At 63.5% G+C, this 14,073-nt stretch carries 19 protein-coding genes, 2 tRNA genes and 2 pseudogenes; 8 read left to right on the top strand and 15 right to left on the bottom strand.

Going from position 1 to position 14,073, the window contains the following annotated elements:
- Nucleotides 1–133: 133 nt before the first annotated feature.
- Nucleotides 134–206: transfer RNA gene (locus tag AC1DKN_RS05725), tRNA-Phe, on the bottom strand.
- Between the two features lie 87 nt (nt 207–293).
- Here AC1DKN_RS05725 and AC1DKN_RS05720 point away from each other — a divergent pair.
- The gene (locus tag AC1DKN_RS05720) at nt 294–488 is read left to right on the top strand and encodes a hypothetical protein (protein WP_476870665.1); all 195 of its coding nucleotides are present in this window, start codon (nt 294–296) and stop codon (nt 486–488) included.
- Between the two features lie 22 nt (nt 489–510).
- Here the strand turns inward: AC1DKN_RS05720 and AC1DKN_RS05715 are convergent.
- Both AC1DKN_RS05715 and AC1DKN_RS05710 read right to left on the bottom strand, forming a co-directional pair.
- Nucleotides 511–584: transfer RNA gene (locus tag AC1DKN_RS05715), tRNA-Pro, on the bottom strand.
- Between the two features lie 54 nt (nt 585–638).
- Nucleotides 639–926: pseudogene (locus AC1DKN_RS05710) on the bottom strand (DUF4236 domain-containing protein); the annotation flags it as partial.
- Between the two features lie 608 nt (nt 927–1,534).
- On the opposite strand from AC1DKN_RS05710, the gene AC1DKN_RS05705 reads away from it, so the two are divergent.
- The 7 genes from AC1DKN_RS05705 to AC1DKN_RS05675 all read left to right on the top strand — a co-directional run bounded on the left by AC1DKN_RS05705 (nt 1,535) and on the right by AC1DKN_RS05675 (nt 4,924).
- Nucleotides 1,535–1,741: a hypothetical protein gene (locus AC1DKN_RS05705; protein WP_476870664.1), complete on the top strand. Its 207-nt coding sequence runs from the start codon at nt 1,535–1,537 to the stop codon at nt 1,739–1,741.
- Nucleotides 1,742–2,160: 419 nt separating this feature from the next.
- Entirely contained in the window at nt 2,161–2,847 is a 687-nt protein-coding gene (locus tag AC1DKN_RS05700) for a hypothetical protein (protein ID WP_476870663.1), read from the top strand.
- A 294-nt stretch (nt 2,848–3,141) separates the two neighbouring features.
- On the top strand, nt 3,142–3,354 hold the full coding sequence (locus AC1DKN_RS05695; RefSeq protein WP_476870662.1) for a hypothetical protein: 213 nt from the start codon (nt 3,142–3,144) through the stop codon (nt 3,352–3,354).
- Nucleotides 3,355–3,374: 20 nt separating this feature from the next.
- On the top strand, nt 3,375–3,665 hold the full coding sequence (locus AC1DKN_RS05690) for a hypothetical protein (RefSeq protein ID WP_476870661.1): 291 nt from the start codon (nt 3,375–3,377) through the stop codon (nt 3,663–3,665).
- A gap of 109 nt (nt 3,666–3,774) precedes the next feature.
- Nucleotides 3,775–4,374 (top strand): hypothetical protein, encoded by a 600-nt coding sequence (locus tag AC1DKN_RS05685; protein WP_476870660.1) that lies wholly within the window; start codon nt 3,775–3,777, stop codon nt 4,372–4,374.
- A 79-nt stretch (nt 4,375–4,453) separates the two neighbouring features.
- The gene (locus AC1DKN_RS05680) at nt 4,454–4,753 is read left to right on the top strand and encodes a hypothetical protein (protein WP_476870659.1); all 300 of its coding nucleotides are present in this window, start codon (nt 4,454–4,456) and stop codon (nt 4,751–4,753) included.
- Between the two features lie 9 nt (nt 4,754–4,762).
- Nucleotides 4,763–4,924 carry a hypothetical protein gene (locus AC1DKN_RS05675; RefSeq protein WP_476870658.1) on the top strand — a complete coding sequence of 54 codons (162 nt, stop codon included), beginning with the start codon at nt 4,763–4,765 and terminating at the stop codon, nt 4,922–4,924.
- A gap of 155 nt (nt 4,925–5,079) precedes the next feature.
- Here the strand turns inward: AC1DKN_RS05675 and AC1DKN_RS05670 are convergent, their stop codons facing one another.
- The 12 genes and pseudogenes from AC1DKN_RS05670 to AC1DKN_RS05615 form a co-directional block, all read right to left on the bottom strand.
- Nucleotides 5,080–5,565, bottom strand: a complete 486-nt coding sequence (locus tag AC1DKN_RS05670) for a hypothetical protein (protein ID WP_476870657.1) — start codon at nt 5,563–5,565, stop codon at nt 5,080–5,082.
- Between the two features lie 167 nt (nt 5,566–5,732).
- A pseudogene (locus AC1DKN_RS05665) lies at nt 5,733–5,993 on the bottom strand (PspA/IM30 family protein); the annotation flags it as partial.
- Between the two features lie 118 nt (nt 5,994–6,111).
- Nucleotides 6,112–6,492, bottom strand: a complete 381-nt coding sequence (locus tag AC1DKN_RS05660) for a hypothetical protein (protein ID WP_476870656.1) — start codon at nt 6,490–6,492, stop codon at nt 6,112–6,114.
- 156 nt (nt 6,493–6,648) lie between these two features.
- Nucleotides 6,649–6,783 (bottom strand): hypothetical protein, encoded by a 135-nt coding sequence (locus AC1DKN_RS05655; RefSeq protein ID WP_476870655.1) that lies wholly within the window; start codon nt 6,781–6,783, stop codon nt 6,649–6,651.
- 2,005 nt (nt 6,784–8,788) lie between these two features.
- Nucleotides 8,789–9,391 carry a hypothetical protein gene (locus AC1DKN_RS05650; RefSeq protein WP_476870654.1) on the bottom strand — a complete coding sequence of 201 codons (603 nt, stop codon included), beginning with the start codon at nt 9,389–9,391 and terminating at the stop codon, nt 8,789–8,791.
- Between the two features lie 95 nt (nt 9,392–9,486).
- Entirely contained in the window at nt 9,487–9,753 is a 267-nt protein-coding gene (locus AC1DKN_RS05645) for a hypothetical protein (RefSeq protein ID WP_476870653.1), read from the bottom strand.
- A gap of 88 nt (nt 9,754–9,841) precedes the next feature.
- On the bottom strand, nt 9,842–10,201 hold the full coding sequence (locus tag AC1DKN_RS05640) for a hypothetical protein (protein WP_476870652.1): 360 nt from the start codon (nt 10,199–10,201) through the stop codon (nt 9,842–9,844).
- The gene (locus tag AC1DKN_RS05635; RefSeq protein ID WP_476870651.1) at nt 10,155–10,454 is read right to left on the bottom strand and encodes a hypothetical protein; all 300 of its coding nucleotides are present in this window, start codon (nt 10,452–10,454) and stop codon (nt 10,155–10,157) included. The genes AC1DKN_RS05640 and AC1DKN_RS05635 overlap by 47 nt, the downstream gene beginning before the upstream one ends.
- A gap of 432 nt (nt 10,455–10,886) precedes the next feature.
- On the bottom strand, nt 10,887–11,819 hold the full coding sequence (locus AC1DKN_RS05630) for an alpha/beta hydrolase family protein (RefSeq protein ID WP_476870650.1): 933 nt from the start codon (nt 11,817–11,819) through the stop codon (nt 10,887–10,889).
- 247 nt (nt 11,820–12,066) lie between these two features.
- Nucleotides 12,067–12,414: a hypothetical protein gene (locus AC1DKN_RS05625; protein ID WP_476870649.1), complete on the bottom strand. Its 348-nt coding sequence runs from the start codon at nt 12,412–12,414 to the stop codon at nt 12,067–12,069.
- A gap of 28 nt (nt 12,415–12,442) precedes the next feature.
- A complete protein-coding gene (locus AC1DKN_RS05620; RefSeq protein WP_476870648.1) occupies nt 12,443–13,543 on the bottom strand; it encodes a hypothetical protein in 1,101 nt (366 codons plus the stop codon).
- Nucleotides 13,540–14,031, bottom strand: a complete 492-nt coding sequence (locus tag AC1DKN_RS05615) for a hypothetical protein (protein WP_476870647.1) — start codon at nt 14,029–14,031, stop codon at nt 13,540–13,542. The genes AC1DKN_RS05620 and AC1DKN_RS05615 overlap by 4 nt, the downstream gene beginning before the upstream one ends.
- Nucleotides 14,032–14,073: the final 42 nt, after the last annotated feature.

The raw sequence follows: 14,073 nt of genomic DNA, 5'->3' as shown, positions 1-14,073 counted from the left end.
ACGTTCCTGTGGACGACCGCATGCCTGGGCAGGTTTTCCCTCATCGGTATTGGGGCGCCGTTTCTCCGCACCGGCACAGCACGTCTGCTCTTTAGCCTCATCGCAGCAACGAGAAGGGACGCTACTCCCTTAGTGGCTACTCCCAGGATCGAACTGGGGGCCTCGCGATTTTCAGTCGCGCGCTCTACCAACTGAGCTAAGAAGCCGCGGACACGGGCCTCGGTTGAGGGCCCTGGCGGATCTGTTGCCTGCCCGCCGGCCGACGGCTTCCAGCGTGCCGAAACCTGGGCGCTATGCTCGATGGATCGTCGATTAATGGGGAAGACATGGACAAAATTGAGAAGGCCGTCTGGACAGGAATGGCTGCCCTGTTCGCAGTGGTAGCGGGCTCGTTCCTGAAGAGCGCATGGGATGACGCCGAGAAACAGGCCGAGGAGGCCGCCAACCCGCGGCAGCCGTGGACTGACAAGAACCGCTGGGAAGACTAACAACCCACTCAAGCGACTCCCGTCGGGATGACAGGATTTGAACCTGCGACCCCCTGACCCCCAGTCAGGTGCGCTACCAAGCTGCGCTACATCCCGTTGGCCGGCACAGACCGCGATCCGTGCCGGGTACTGCTCGAGGCGCCAGGTCAGGCCCTTGCCGAGGCGGATGGTGACCTTACCCCGGCTGTTCACTGTGACGGGCCCTGCCTTGCGTGACGCCGAGATCCCCGACTTGGAAACGTTCTGGCGCGTCTTCTTGCCGAGCTTGATGGTCTTGCGGAAACTGAGGCCCACGGGCTGCCCCTTGATAGTTGGTACTGCTAAGTCAACCTCACATGTGCGGCTGGAGGGAGATTTGAACCCACGGCCCGGTTGCCCGGGCGACTGTTTTCGAGGCAGTTGCTCGACCGCTATGCCCTCCCGCCATTGTGTCTGCATCTCTGCAGAGTCGGAGTAACAGGATTTGAACCTCCGACCTCATCGTCCCGAACCACGCGTGCTACCAAACTGCCGTGGTTCGAGACGGCCGTGTGGACGCGTCATGGAGTCCGTTGTGGGCGTTTGCGGCTGGCCGACCGACGACCCTGCAGCTCTGCACAAAGCCCCCGGCAGCATTCTTGAAGTACACGCTTTTTCGTACATGTGCCATCAGTAATCAACTAAAGCGCTACACGGTCAGCCCAAGCCTTCACGCGAAATAGTGATTGAGCTGGCCATCAGGAAGGCCAACGAAACAATAGTGATTCGCTGGCCCCTGACGGGCTATTCGGCTGCCCACAGGCCTACTCAGCATCCAATAGCTTCGTGTGTGCGGTATGGTGAGCGCCGCTCCCCGCCGCAGTTCGTGGGCCGGTATAAGCTCAATCTGGCGCGGACCCGGCCGGGGTCTACACGGGAGAGGGGGATGCATCGTGGGCATTTGGGACAGACTGAAACAGGTCATCAGCGGGGTGGCGGCGAAGACTTCCGAATGGCCGCCTGAGCAAAGCCCTGAGCCACCGGCACAGGCTGTCCCCCAAGGACCGGCTGCCGGTGAGCCCGACCCCATGCAGGGCTACTCTGAGATCTGGGCGAGCGAACTCATCGACGGCGACACCTGCAAGAACTGCGCCTCCCACGACGGCCACGAGTACACATCGATGGCGGACGCCCGGGTCGACTATCCGGAGGGCGAATACCCTGCCGGCGGCTACAAGCGCTGCACGAGCGAGTCGGGCTGCCGCGGAACCCTCGTGATGATCCACAGCGCCTGAGACAGCCAGGCCTACCCGCGTGGCCAGGCGGCATCGCCAGGCGCACTGAAGCTTGAGAGCATCGCCGGGGATGCCGGAGCTTCGCGCGGGGCGGAGAGCTGAGAGGCCCTGTTCGAAGAAAGGACGCCGACATCGCCGGATGGGAAGTGTAAGTCCCTCGTCTCCCCGTGGCCCCACTATCCGGTTTTATCGCCTCGATACGGGACCTACCCCGGCACCCCCGAAAGATGTCCGGTCCGACGGCTTTCAGTCTGTAGGATCACGAAGTGCCAACCGCCTCGTCGGCATTTCCGGCCCGCGGTCGCAACTACTCACACTCCTGGAGAAGCATGCTTTTGAACGTTCCCCCGGTAACGCGAAGTTCCACGTCGCCGAGCCCTGCAGAGACACACATAAGCGGCCAGGGACTGGCGTCGCTGGTGCTGGGTACCTTTGCTGTTGCCGTTTCATTTATCCCGGTTTTGGGCCTGCCGGCTCTGGTCCTGGGGCCGCTTGCCATCATTCTGGCCTACTTCGCTCGCACCGGGCAGCCGCGGGACAGAGTAACAGCCACCGCGGGGCTGATTCTCGGGATCACCGGGACCGTCATCGCCCTGATCGTCGCCGCGATCACCGCCTACGGAATCGCCCAGTACACCGAAAAAATCCGTAACTTCCCCTTCGCCGCGACGACACAAACTCCTGCCGCCTCAGCCACGACGGGAGCGACGGGACCAGGTCGAACAGCGGCAGCCTCTGCGCCGACGCCCCAGGCAGTGCCTTCCGCGCCCGCACCACAGGCAGTGCCTTCCGCGCCCACAACGGGTCAGCCGCCGGGAAAGAATTGCGGTTCGTCCGGCTCTGTCGGAACGAAGGGCGGGCAACCGGTGACATTCATTGTTGAAGGGGAACCCGGAAAGACTTTCAACGTCGATTACGGAACACCCATGGAATACGGCTGCGTCGAAGGCGCAAGCGGCCGGTGGGAGGCCACCATGCTGATGAGTGACCCGAAAGGCGCCGGCATCACGATGTGGTACGACGGCGGCAGCGGGAGTCCCACCTGCCAGATCATCATCGACGGACAAACCGTTGCGCGGGGCCAGGACGGCGGATGCCTCGCCTAGTTCGCCCTAGGGGTTAAGGCGAGGTCTGGAAGCAGCTCCGCCCGGTGCTCTACACCTACTGGGCCTGGGCCCCACGACGGGGAGACCCACTCAGCCGTCCGCACACATACGCGGCATGTCACTTCGCATCCGAAAAGTCCTGGGCTACGCACTGACCGACGTCGTCCCGTCCAACCCCGCATCAACTGGCTTTCACCCCTGCTGACGCCCTTGGAAGACACTGACCTTCGGCGACTTCGTACGCCATCTGGAAGCCACTGGGCCGTTCGACGACCCCGATCTGGAAAACTTGACATGGTGCGGGCCGGGATCGGCGACCAGCTCCCCTACCGCCTCGGCTCCTGCGTCGTGCACTCCTTCGACTACGGACTGCCCAACGTCATGGCCCTCGTCCCGCCCTCCTACGCCTCCACCTGGATCCAGCACGACAACCTCTTCGACTACGTGGAGGCGCACCTCCGTAGTGGGGCCGACACCGGCCCTGCCCTGCACGACGCCCCGGAATAGACCCCTACGACGGGCGGTGGATGGACAAGGAAACCGGGCTGGAGCTGAACCACAACTACGTCCGCGGCTACCGCCGCGCCCTGGCCCTCAACAGCGACACCGGGCAGCACGGCGTGGCCGCGCAGCGCATCTCCGTGGCCGGCCGCCCCCGACCGGAGGAGCCACTGTTCCCCGATGCGGCCACCGCTGCGGAGCGGCTGACCCGGCTGGTGCCCGGCGAGGTTCGGGAACTCGCCCGGCTCGGCAACCTGTTCACCGATCCGTGCACCTGGACGTCCCTTCGGCCGGTCCTCTACACGTACTGGTCGTAGCCAGCAGGCGGCCTTCGCATTTACGATTCTGCCAAGGCGCGCCGCGCACCATCACTGGTTGGGGGTAGTAATGGCAGGTTCGTTCGGGCGCATCGGCCTAGGTGCCGTCGTGGCGGCATTTGCTATCGCATCTTCCGGCTGTGCACCGGCAGCTTCCTTCGCGGGACTGAGCAATGAACGGATGATTGACCTGTTCCCGACGGCGGACGAGATCGAGCAGGTGTACGGACCCGGCGCCCATGTGGGCAGGCCAGTCGTCGCCCCTCCGGCCATCGGCACGGCCTCCCCCGCGCCGACCCTCGCCCCTGGACTACCGGAGGAATGCCGTTCCGCCTACCTCGGTAACGACGAGTCACGCTCCATCGTCATCACCCGCGGCCTCCGGATGATCGGCGACGCCCCGGACCCGACCCGCGTCCTTTTCTGGACACTGGCGCAGATCTCGTCAGCGGACGAGGCCAAGCGAAGCGTGGCCATTACGCGAAGCGCCTATGCACCGTGCCCGGTCGCCAAATCCTTCGACCTCGGCACCGAAAACGGGTTCGGCGCCACAATCCCCCTGGCTGACGGGCACATCTTTTCCGTCGGTCTCCTCGCCGTCGGTGACATAACCATGACCGTCTCGATCCGGGCTGGCGAGGAGCACCAGGACAAGGTCCGGAGGATGTCCGCCATCGTGGAGCGCCACCTCAAAAACGCCAGCAAGTAGCCCGGGGAGGGAATCCGCCCCTCCCGCACACATATGACGAAGCGCAGCCAGCGCCACCGACCTACCCGGGAGCCCCACCATGTTCGCCCTCAGACTCAGCTTCGTCCTCCGCTACCAGCAGGATGTTCCTCGCAGCGCCATCGTCCCGCTGGAGATGCTTCCAGACATCAACCTCGCCGGGGAAGACGTCGCTGAGAAGGTCCTGGTTGCCATCTCTGACGACAACAGCCTCATGCTGGAGCTCTTCGGGGACTTCCTCGACAAGTACCGGGACATGGTCGCCCGCGCTGACATCTACTGGAAAGATTTGATGCGCTTCCGCGAGGAACTCGTAGTACACACGCCAGGCCCTGCGGATCGCCGAGCAACTGCGTGGTAGTCAGCCAGTGTGTCGTCTTCAAGGCTGCGCTCAACGGCCGAATCCAGTTCGCTGACCAGTTTCGGGTCCTGGATGTGCGCCATGCGCAGCGACTCCGGGACGTGCCGGTTCGACGTCGCGGGCGCGGACCGGCGGCCGGTCAGGGACGGGACGGCGTCGCTGTGGCCGTAGGCCTTGAACTCGCCGCCGGCGGGGGTGCCGGCGTCCTGGCGGGGGCGGGTGAACGCTGAAGTGGTCATGCCCGTCTGTGTGCGGCACCGGGCGGGGGATGACGAAAGCCCCGGATCCGTGGAGGAGCCGGGGCTTACGTCATTTGCTGGACTGCGTCAGCGACGTGCTTTCTCCAGGACAATGACGAGAACGGCCAACACGGTTGCTGCGAGAGCAAAAGGCAGGGTGATAACGGGCGCGCCGGGAAGGCCTGTGGTGTGGGAGCTCATGAATCCCAAGCACGCGATCACAACGAGCGCCGCGAAGGAAGCAACAAGCCAGGGCGTTGCCCCGCCGCGCTTGCGCTGCTTGGCAAGGATGACGATGCCGGTGACCAGGGAGCCGACGGATCCGACGATGAGGAAGAAGTTCATCCACCCGTTGAACGGCGTGCTGGCGCCGTACGCGCTCTTCTGGAAGAGGAATGCGCAGGCGAAGAGGATACCCACGACGGCGAGAACGATGGCGACGACACCGGTGCCGACGCGCATTCCGGAAGCTTTCGGCTTCTGCGGGTAGCCGTACCCCGGGTAAGGGTGGGTGCCGTATGCGGCATCTGTGCCGGGATTGGCCGGCGGGCTCATGGGGCCTTCAGTGTTCATGGTTCTCCTGCGGTGCGAGTGACGGATCGGTTGGCGGCCGCGCTGATGCGGACAGGACGGATCGCCGGTGTCAGCTTATGTGGTGCCCCCGCAATCCGGGCCCTGTGACGCGAAGCCCGGGACAGCCCCGGAACGGGCTGTCCTGGGGCTGCTGTGTGCGGCGGGTCCTAATAGTCGATGGCCTTCTGCGCGCCGCCGGATTTCAGGGCCGCGAGGCGGGCTTCGATCTCGGTCTGCTCCCCGAGGTCTTCGAGCGAATCGGACTGGGGCTCCAACGATGACGCGGCGAGTTCCTGCTGGCCGCGGACGGTGGCTTCCTCGCGGCGGATGCGCTCCTCGAACCGGCCCAGCGTGGAGGTCGGGTCGGCGGCGTTCAGGGACTTGAGCGCATCGTTCACCTGGATCTGGGTCGCGGCGACCCGGGCACGCCGGACGATTCGCGGCGGGCGTTGTTCACCGGCGGTGATGCGCAGATCAGGGTCGACGACCGGCAACGACAAAGCGCCCGGCACCGAAACCGGTGCGGGGCGCTTTACGGAGGCTGGTCTACTTCTTGGTGATGAGTTCCCCGCCGAGCAACTTGTGGGCGGAGGCTGCATCTACGCCGGACAAGACCCAGTTCTTGCCGATTACCGCGCTGATGCCCAGCTTCTTGAATAACCCGGTTGTCGTGTCCATGTTCTTAGAGTCCTCATACACGCCGAGGGCGAAGTCGTCGCCACAGGAACCTGACGTTGTCGCCAAGGACGTCTTGTTGTGGGCCTCCCAGTTGTCGCATTTGCCGCCGGCCTTCACTAAAGCCTCCTTGAGCTCCGTGGCGGTCTTGTACGAGCCGCCGTCCGCCGGCGCTCCTCCGCCGCAGCCACTGAGCAGGACGCTAGCCAGGGCCGCGGAGGCCAGAATTGTCGTGGCACGGGAAATCTTCATGGGTGCTGCTTTCTCTCGGAGTGTGTAGGTCCGACGAGTGCTCGCGGTCCCCCGCGCATGAACTTACACGACACCGGGGCGATTACTTGCAGGTGGTGAGGATGCCGGCGATTGCGTCGTGCTCGGCGGGCGTCATCTAGAGCTTGTACTTGGCCTTCACCGCTGGCCCGGTTCGAGCAGGTGCTTGGCGCCGGGCATGTCCAGTTGGTCAAGGACGAAATCCTGTTCCTCCCGGGGCAGCGTTTCGTAGTCCTTGGCGCGGCGGTCGAGTTCGACCATCACCTCGGGCATTGGCGGCCATGGCTGGTCCCTCCTCGCCCCCTTGTCCTGGCGCCGCTGTCAGGTGCCGATCTCCATGCTGGAGCGGGCCCGAACCAGCATGGAGATCGGCACCTGCTGCGGTCTCGTCCAGCGGGGACGACTCCCGGGTCAGGGTGGTGACGCCGGCGGGCTCCGAGTGGATTTCGGGGGTGAAGCGGCTGGCAAAACGGCCGGTCCCGACGCGGTTGCGGTTTTCTACGTTAGTCATGTCAGGCATGTGTACGGCGAATCGAAAACGCAACACGTCGCCGCTCCGCCCGACTAGGACTTACCGGCACCTCTGTCCCGATGGACGCGGGTTCCGCGTCACCATTAGCCGCCCAGTCGCAGGTAGCTCCACCTAAGTTCTTCGCCCTTTGGTAAATCTTTCGACCATAGAGGTTGCCCCCGCCGCGTGTATTCCCGTGCAATGGCATTTCCGGTCAGAGCTGCGCCGACCTCTTCCGTCGTCAGAGCGAATTTCCAGCCACTGTCGCGGATTCGAACCCAGACATCGAACTCCTCGTCGTTGCAGCCGAGGACGAGCGGCTCTCTGTCATAGACCGTGGCGTTGCCTCCGCAGTGTTGCTGGCCGGTAAAAAGGTGACCCTCCAGAGTCCACGTCAGCAGGAGCGAACAGCCCCACCCAAACTCGCGGCCTTCTTCGTTTGTCCATGCCTTGTACGTGGTGTCGAAGATGTCGATCTCAGGCGTATCCGGGTCATTGAAGTCGAAAATTTTTCATCCAGTTCCGGGCTTCCTGGAAAGCGCGTTGGGCGGTGTGCTCCCGGGCTGCACTTTCCACAGTCCCGCTCCTTCCCAGCCACACCGCCCTTGCGGCCTCTTCCGACGCAGCGTTTTCATGCGCTGTACTGACCGTTTTGTCGAAGATACCCATGTAGCCCCTCGATTTGATCGCCGGAATGTCGCAGGGCGAATTCCTCTATGGTGCTCCGAGCGGGACGCATGGACAAGGATCACTCCAGACATATGCGTAACCACAGGCGGCCACCAGCGAAAGTGGCGTGCGCCCCATGGCCGGCCATCGCGGCACACAGACAGGCAAAGAGATCAGAAAGGAAGCCGTCATGGGCCACTGGGAAACCGAACACGGGAGATCATCCTCCCGTCCGCCGAATTCGCCGCCGTCCGCCAGGCCGTGCAGTGGAGCGTGCAAGACCACAAGGCCCGCGTCTTCGGGGAAACCCAGGAGTTCTGGAAGGGCCTGACCGCAAAGAACAGACCTACCCGGCCGCTTACACGGAGGCGCTGCGCAAAGACACGAAGGCCAAGTGGGATGAGCTGTACGCCCACCAGGACCGGCCCTGTCGGAGCCGGGCGGCGAAGCCGGCGTTCACCGAGGAGTTCCTTGACGACGTCGATGGCGGCTCGGACTCCCCCGCGCCGGCAAGCCGTCCGGGTACTGAAGGCGAACCTGCCTTTCCCGCCCAACCGCACCACCAGCTTTCCGGCCGGCGAGGGGTCCGTGGTGTTCGACAAAGACTTCAACACGGTCCGGTTGGAGCACCAGCGAGAACCGCGGTGCCGTGGACCGGGCGCACGCCTCAGTGGCCGGCACCGCCTTCTTCGACCGGCTCAAGACCGTGAACCCGGAACACCGGCGGCGTCATCATGGGCACCAACGAATACGCCCAGGAGGAAGACGTGGAACCATCCTGGCACGTCGCCTACGGCCCGATCGGCGCCATGCAGGAACCGTCCCACTGCCAGGAGTACACCGACTCGAAAGGCAACCGGGTCGGTCAGGCCGAGCTCTCCAGGCTCCAGCAGGAGCTGTGGAATGCCCAGCGGAAACTGCAGCAACGGATGGCTAAGGCCACCGCGGCCACCGGCCGGTGCAAGACCACGGCGGCGTCTGACCGGGCAGCTTCGCCGCCTACTGGCACAGCGAGCCCTCCTTCCGGCTTTACTGACCGGGCACCAGAAAGGCCCCGGTCCGTTCGAACGCGGATCGGGGCCTTTCGTGTGTCAGGGTTCAGCTCGCGCGCATCTCCCGCGACAGGCCCATGCTCATGACGACGATGACGGGGGTCGCCAGGATGACTGTGAACAAGAAAATAGCTCCGCCGGCGAACGGAATCGCCAGGAGGGCCGTCAGCAGTCCGAAACCGGCGAAGCTGATCGAGGTGATGGGGGCGCCGCGGGTCGTGCCTCGTTGCATGGCTAGCAGGACGATGCCTGCCGTGATGTTGCCCGTGGCAGCCACGAGCAAGAGGAACCCGGCAATTACGTTGCCCGAGAATCCAGGCCCGGGCGCGAGCAGAATGAAGAAGCCCAGAACGATGCCGACGATGCCCGCAGCGAGCCGGTAGCCGGAGGACTTCGGTCGTGGCGGCTGGCCCCACTGCGGGGCGGACGGATAGGGCGGATAGTGCGCGTACTGCGGCTGTCCGTACGATTGCTGGCCGTATGGCTGCTGCGTGTGCGGCTGAGGCGGGCCATACGGCGGCTGATTGCCCGGGACGGGACCGTAAGAACCATGGGACGGGTAATTGCCCTGGGCGGGCTGAGGCCAGTTGGCGTGCGGGTGCTCCGGAGCCGGCGGTACCGGGGGATGTTCTCGGTCAAGGTTCCCCAAAGGTAGAAGTGTCGAAGCCAGATTACATGCGCCACGCCGCAAAAACCGTGGCTTCCAATAGCGGCACGTTCCTTTGGCCTGGAACCCCGCCGTAACTAGCTCGTGGCCGCCATGAGGAGGCGGCGGTCAGGGCGGACAAGACGGGTGCGCTCCATGCCGTACTTGGTCGAGAACGTCACGGCCAGCATGTTGTTCTCGGCGGGCTCGATCGCTGTGACGACGAAGACCTCGCGCACCGGACTGTGCGACCACCAGCGCACGTCGACAGCCTCCAGCACGGTGTTGACGACCAGCTCGTCGGCACGGACAGTGGCCTCGGTCGGCAAGGGCGCGGCGCGGGTGGCAAGGAAGTCATTTACCATGGCGGCGACCAGCTCACGCTTTTCGCGCTCGTGCCGCGCAACGCCGGCGAGGGCCTCTTATGTGGGTGCGGCCAGTGGCCGCGGCCGGCTACTGCTTGACCCAGTCCCCGCAGCGGCTCGACTCGAACGTCTGACCCTTGGTCAGCGTAACCATCGGGAATCCGCCGTCGACGCTGTCGTTCTCGATGATGTCCCCGCCGTTGGAGCCGGTCCTGGTGATGGCCCAGTAGCAACTGCAGGTCAGCGCCTCGGCGGTCTTGTAGGTCCCCGGCTCGATGTCGGTCCCGACCGTCCACGTGCCTTGCCCGAACCTCTTGGCCGCGGGAGTCTGTTCGGCGGTGGTGACGGCCGCTTCCCGTTTGGCGACCGCGTCCTCGCGCGCCTTCAGCTTCGCGGCCGCATCAGTTTCCAGCTGGCTGCTGGTCGCCGGCGCAGCCGTGACCGTCACCGTGGGTGCGGGCGTCGGTGCCGCCTGCGGGGCCTTTGCCCGCACCCACGCCGGCGACGCCGGCCACGACGCCGAGCATCGCGCAGACAAGTCCCCCCATGAGGACAGCGGTGGCAATCCCCTGATGGGGCAGGCCTAGCCAGGACCGGCGCTTGAACACCAGGGAGTACACCGCCGTAAAGAGCGCCACGAGCCCGGCGATGACCAGTACGCCCTCACCTTGTCCGGCGAAGGCGTTGATCAGCAGGACCACGGCCAACAGGCTGCCGACGACCCAGAACGATGTTCCAAAGGGGCCCTTTGGGGGGCGCCGGCGTCTGGTGCCGCTGGCCCGGAGGGGGTTCGTACGGGGGCTGCCCGAATTGCTGCGGCCCTGGCTGGGCATAGGGCTGCGGCCCTGGCTGGCCGTACTGCGGCGGAAAATTCGGGTCGGTCATGGTTCCCCCGGGGAAAAGGTTTGGCTCGCGTCTGCGGGCCGTCACAGATTAGCACCACCGGCCCGCAGTCTTGGGGAGCTACGTCGCGGCCGACGCTGCAGCCCTGCAGAAAGCCGGCGGCCTCGTCCGCTTAGTACACGCTTTTTCGTACGCTTCCCATCAGCCGTTGAATTGGCTTGAACAATATATATTTCTCGATCAATCGACCCTTCGGAGAAACTTGCCGCCCCCTGGCATCGAATTTGCGTTTAGCTTTCCTTTGCGTCATGGAAATTGTCGTTCGATTCCAACAGAGCCGCTGCAGCGTCCTCCCATCGTTCAGTGTCAAAATTCCACTCGTGCGAATGGCCAGCGGTGTCGAAGGAAACGACGTGGACTACATCCGGACGAAGATCGCCGACTTGCCGCGACACATGAAAGGGCGTTGAGGGGTCCCCCAGCCCATGCAGGATGAGAACGGGCTTCTTGATCTCTGAAGCTCGGGTCATCCAATCCAGCTGTGTGAGGTCGATTGGATCCTTCAGGGCGGCAACCCACCGCATCTTCGGCGATTTAAGGACACGGAGACCGAGGGCTGTAATTGAGCGTGGAAGTCCGCTTGCGCCGGCGTTCTCGATTAGAGTCGTGGTCCAGTCGATTACAGGCGCATCTAGGACCAACCCGACTATGCGGTCCGAGTGGTCGGACAGATCCGCAAGGCGTAGGGCAATGGACGCGCCAAGAGACCACCCGAAAAGGACAATTTGTTGCGCCCCGTTGTCAACGGCATACTGCACAGCCGCGTCGACGTCGAGCCATTCTGATTGACCAAGGGTGTACCGACCGTCAACGGATGGCGGGGCTTCCCCGTCGTTTCGGAACGAAACAACCAACGACGTGAAGCCCAGCCGCTGGGCCACCGGAACGCCCCTAAGTGCACCACCCCTCTTTCCGCCCATTCCATGGATGTGGATGGCCCAGGCATTTGGCCTTGCCGACGTCTCCGCCGGGTCAAACTTCCACGCCGGCGCTACGCCACCTTCCACCGGTATCTCGACCTCAGAAAAGGGCAACTCGAGTTGTTCGGCCTTCGAAAAAACGTAGGCACTCCAGATCCCTGTTTTTGCGGCACGAAGATCACCCGAATCGACCCGCTCCACGACTCGAGTGACAGTACCGGCGTCAGGATCGTTCGCGACCACTGGTCCTATGCAGGCATGTCCTGAGCCCGTGGCGAACCAAATGCTGTATCGGCCCGGCGCTGTTGTCTGTGACGAGGCCGGAAGTTCAACCAACAGTTCGCCGTCAGTTCCATCGAACACCCGTCGGATAGGAAGGTCCTCCTTCCGTGTCGTCTTAGGCACGACAACCTGGCGTGCGAAGTAGGCAGCACCCAGAAAGGCAGCTGAGGCGCCGACTACCCCGGCTGCCGCCAGCCCTAGCAGGAACCTATGAACCGCCGTCGTCACCCCCACCTCCCAATCGCTCGTCGATTACTTTCCGAAGACGCACCAAGGTCTCCGGGGAGATGCCCTGCAGCTGCCTTGCGGCAAAGTTTCGAACTCGAGCCTCCCGCATTGTGCGCAAGAGTTGCAACTGGGCATCAACCAGATCGGGAACTTCGTCGGTTTGGTCCAACAGGTAATTTGAATCGACGCCGAAGAACTCGGCGAGATTCCTGAGCAGGGCCGCATCGGTCGCCAGTGAGCTGTCGCCGCTGCGCATGTAGGCCCACCGCGAGCGCGACAAGGGCGTCCCGCGCTGAGCCATGTGGTGGTTGATCTGCGGATAGGTCAAAGGCTCTGAACCTTGGGCCTCAAACAAATCAAGCAGGAGGTTGAGCTTGCGAGCGAGTTTGGCTTGGGGCGTCTCGAGTGGCTCGCCAGCTGTGTCCGTCACGAAGTGCGGTCCCCCTTTCGATGTCCCCCAGCTGCCTTCCATGCGGACCCGGGCTTTGGCGAACCACTAAATATTCCTCCACTCGCGCCAGCACCTGAATTTCCCGATCGCTCAATAACCTAGCAAGTGATGGATCAACGAGTAGTGCGTCCTGGGTCTCCACGAGCATTCTATGGAGACGCCACCTCGCGGATTCACGCTCATCGGCAACAATTGCGCCGGATTCAAGCCGAAGCTCCGTCCGAGTCCCCGTGGTCTTTTCCCAGATTTCAGTGAGGTCATTGACCAGGACGGGTTCTGTTTTCGCTCGGGTCCTTCGCCCAATGCGGCGAGCAACCGGCGGCAATGCCAGGCCCGCGCACAGAAAGATCATGGCTCCCAGCACTGCGCCGTCATATACGGCTGAGAGGGCACTCATAGAGTCCACGTCACCAAGCAGATGGAACGTGTCCATTCCAAGGACGGCCAAGACCAGAACAATCGCCAGCGCGCAGCCCACGCCGATCAGAGTGAAGGCAATCCGGAAGTACGGCCTCGTCATGTCTCCACGGAACCTGAAGCACGTGTAGCCCGTGACACCGACGACTACACCGATGTACACAAACTGCACCGCCGAGTAGATAGCCGCCGACCATTGGTCGCCATAGACCCTCATGAAGCCCGTCGATGTTCGGGGAGCATCGACCAAACTAAAGCTGACAACGAGGGCCGCCACCACAACGCCAAGGACCGCCAGACCGAATTTGTAAGAAAGTGCGGGCGCCTCGCTCGCGTCGGCAGCGCGGAGAATCGCTCTCGACAGGAAGTAAATTCCCACCACCATCAGGATGTTCGAGCACAGATCCAGAACGTTGCGACCACCAAAGACTGCATCCCCAGCCAAATACACGGGATCGATGTTCAGTGTCAGCGCGGAAGCTATCGTCACCGCGGCAACTACTATGCTGTGGTCCGTTCGCCGCCTGATCCCTGGCAAGAGGCACAGAACCAGTCCCCAAATGACCGCGGCGGCGATGGCCTGGATCACCCGAATACCCTTTCGAACGACCTGGGTTCTTGAGCGCTATCCCGGATGGCGGCGGCAAAGAGGTCGGCGAGTGTCTCCGCAGCCGCCTCAATCTGATCTACAAAACTGCTCCGCATGAGAACTCGCCGCACCATCTGACCCGGAAGATTGGGGAAGACGCTGCTCGTGTAGTCGACCGGCACGCCCACCTCATCGTGGCGCAGAACCATATGGCCCAGCTCGTGAAGAACGAATTGCTGGCGGTGGAGCGCAGAAGCAGTGGCCGCGTGGAGAATGATTTCTTTCGTATCCGTAGACAGCCAAAGCCCGCAGACGGATCCCCCGTTTAGGCCATCCGCGACGTCTATCTCAATGGGTCGGCGGCGGAGAGATTCCACGATCGAGACGAGCCGTTCGAGAGTCAGATGGTTTGGGAGTCTAAGGGAGCTGAAAGCCTGGGCCGCACTCTCCGCCGGCGTTGAGCCGAGAACGAATGAAGGATTTTCCATTTGCATCCCATCCTTGCAGCGGCCGGCCAACCAAAGCCTCCG

This window comes from Arthrobacter sp. 01N444 (assembly GCF_056399305.1).
This window is presented reverse-complemented; position numbering and strand designations above follow the sequence as displayed.

What these genes read in the sequence shown, in the direction of transcription:
- AC1DKN_RS05655 (WP_476870655.1), bottom strand. Translation starts at nt 6,783, where the DNA reads ATGCCCGAGGTGATGGTCGAACTCGACCGCCGCGCCAAGGACTACGAA.
- AC1DKN_RS05705 (WP_476870664.1), top strand. Translation starts at nt 1,535, where the DNA reads ATGCAGGGCTACTCTGAGATCTGGGCGAGCGAACTCATCGACGGCGAC.
- AC1DKN_RS05680 (WP_476870659.1), top strand. Translation starts at nt 4,454, where the DNA reads ATGTTCGCCCTCAGACTCAGCTTCGTCCTCCGCTACCAGCAGGATGTT.
- AC1DKN_RS05660 (WP_476870656.1), bottom strand. Translation starts at nt 6,492, where the DNA reads ATGAAGATTTCCCGTGCCACGACAATTCTGGCCTCCGCGGCCCTGGCT.
- AC1DKN_RS05695 (WP_476870662.1), top strand. Translation starts at nt 3,142, where the DNA reads ATGGTGCGGGCCGGGATCGGCGACCAGCTCCCCTACCGCCTCGGCTCC.
- AC1DKN_RS05615 (WP_476870647.1), bottom strand. Translation starts at nt 14,031, where the DNA reads ATGGAAAATCCTTCATTCGTTCTCGGCTCAACGCCGGCGGAGAGTGCG.
- AC1DKN_RS05645 (WP_476870653.1), bottom strand. Translation starts at nt 9,753, where the DNA reads ATGGTAAATGACTTCCTTGCCACCCGCGCCGCGCCCTTGCCGACCGAG.
- AC1DKN_RS05720 (WP_476870665.1), top strand. Translation starts at nt 294, where the DNA reads ATGCTCGATGGATCGTCGATTAATGGGGAAGACATGGACAAAATTGAG.
- AC1DKN_RS05670 (WP_476870657.1), bottom strand. Translation starts at nt 5,565, where the DNA reads ATGAACACTGAAGGCCCCATGAGCCCGCCGGCCAATCCCGGCACAGAT.
- AC1DKN_RS05690 (WP_476870661.1), top strand. Translation starts at nt 3,375, where the DNA reads ATGGACAAGGAAACCGGGCTGGAGCTGAACCACAACTACGTCCGCGGC.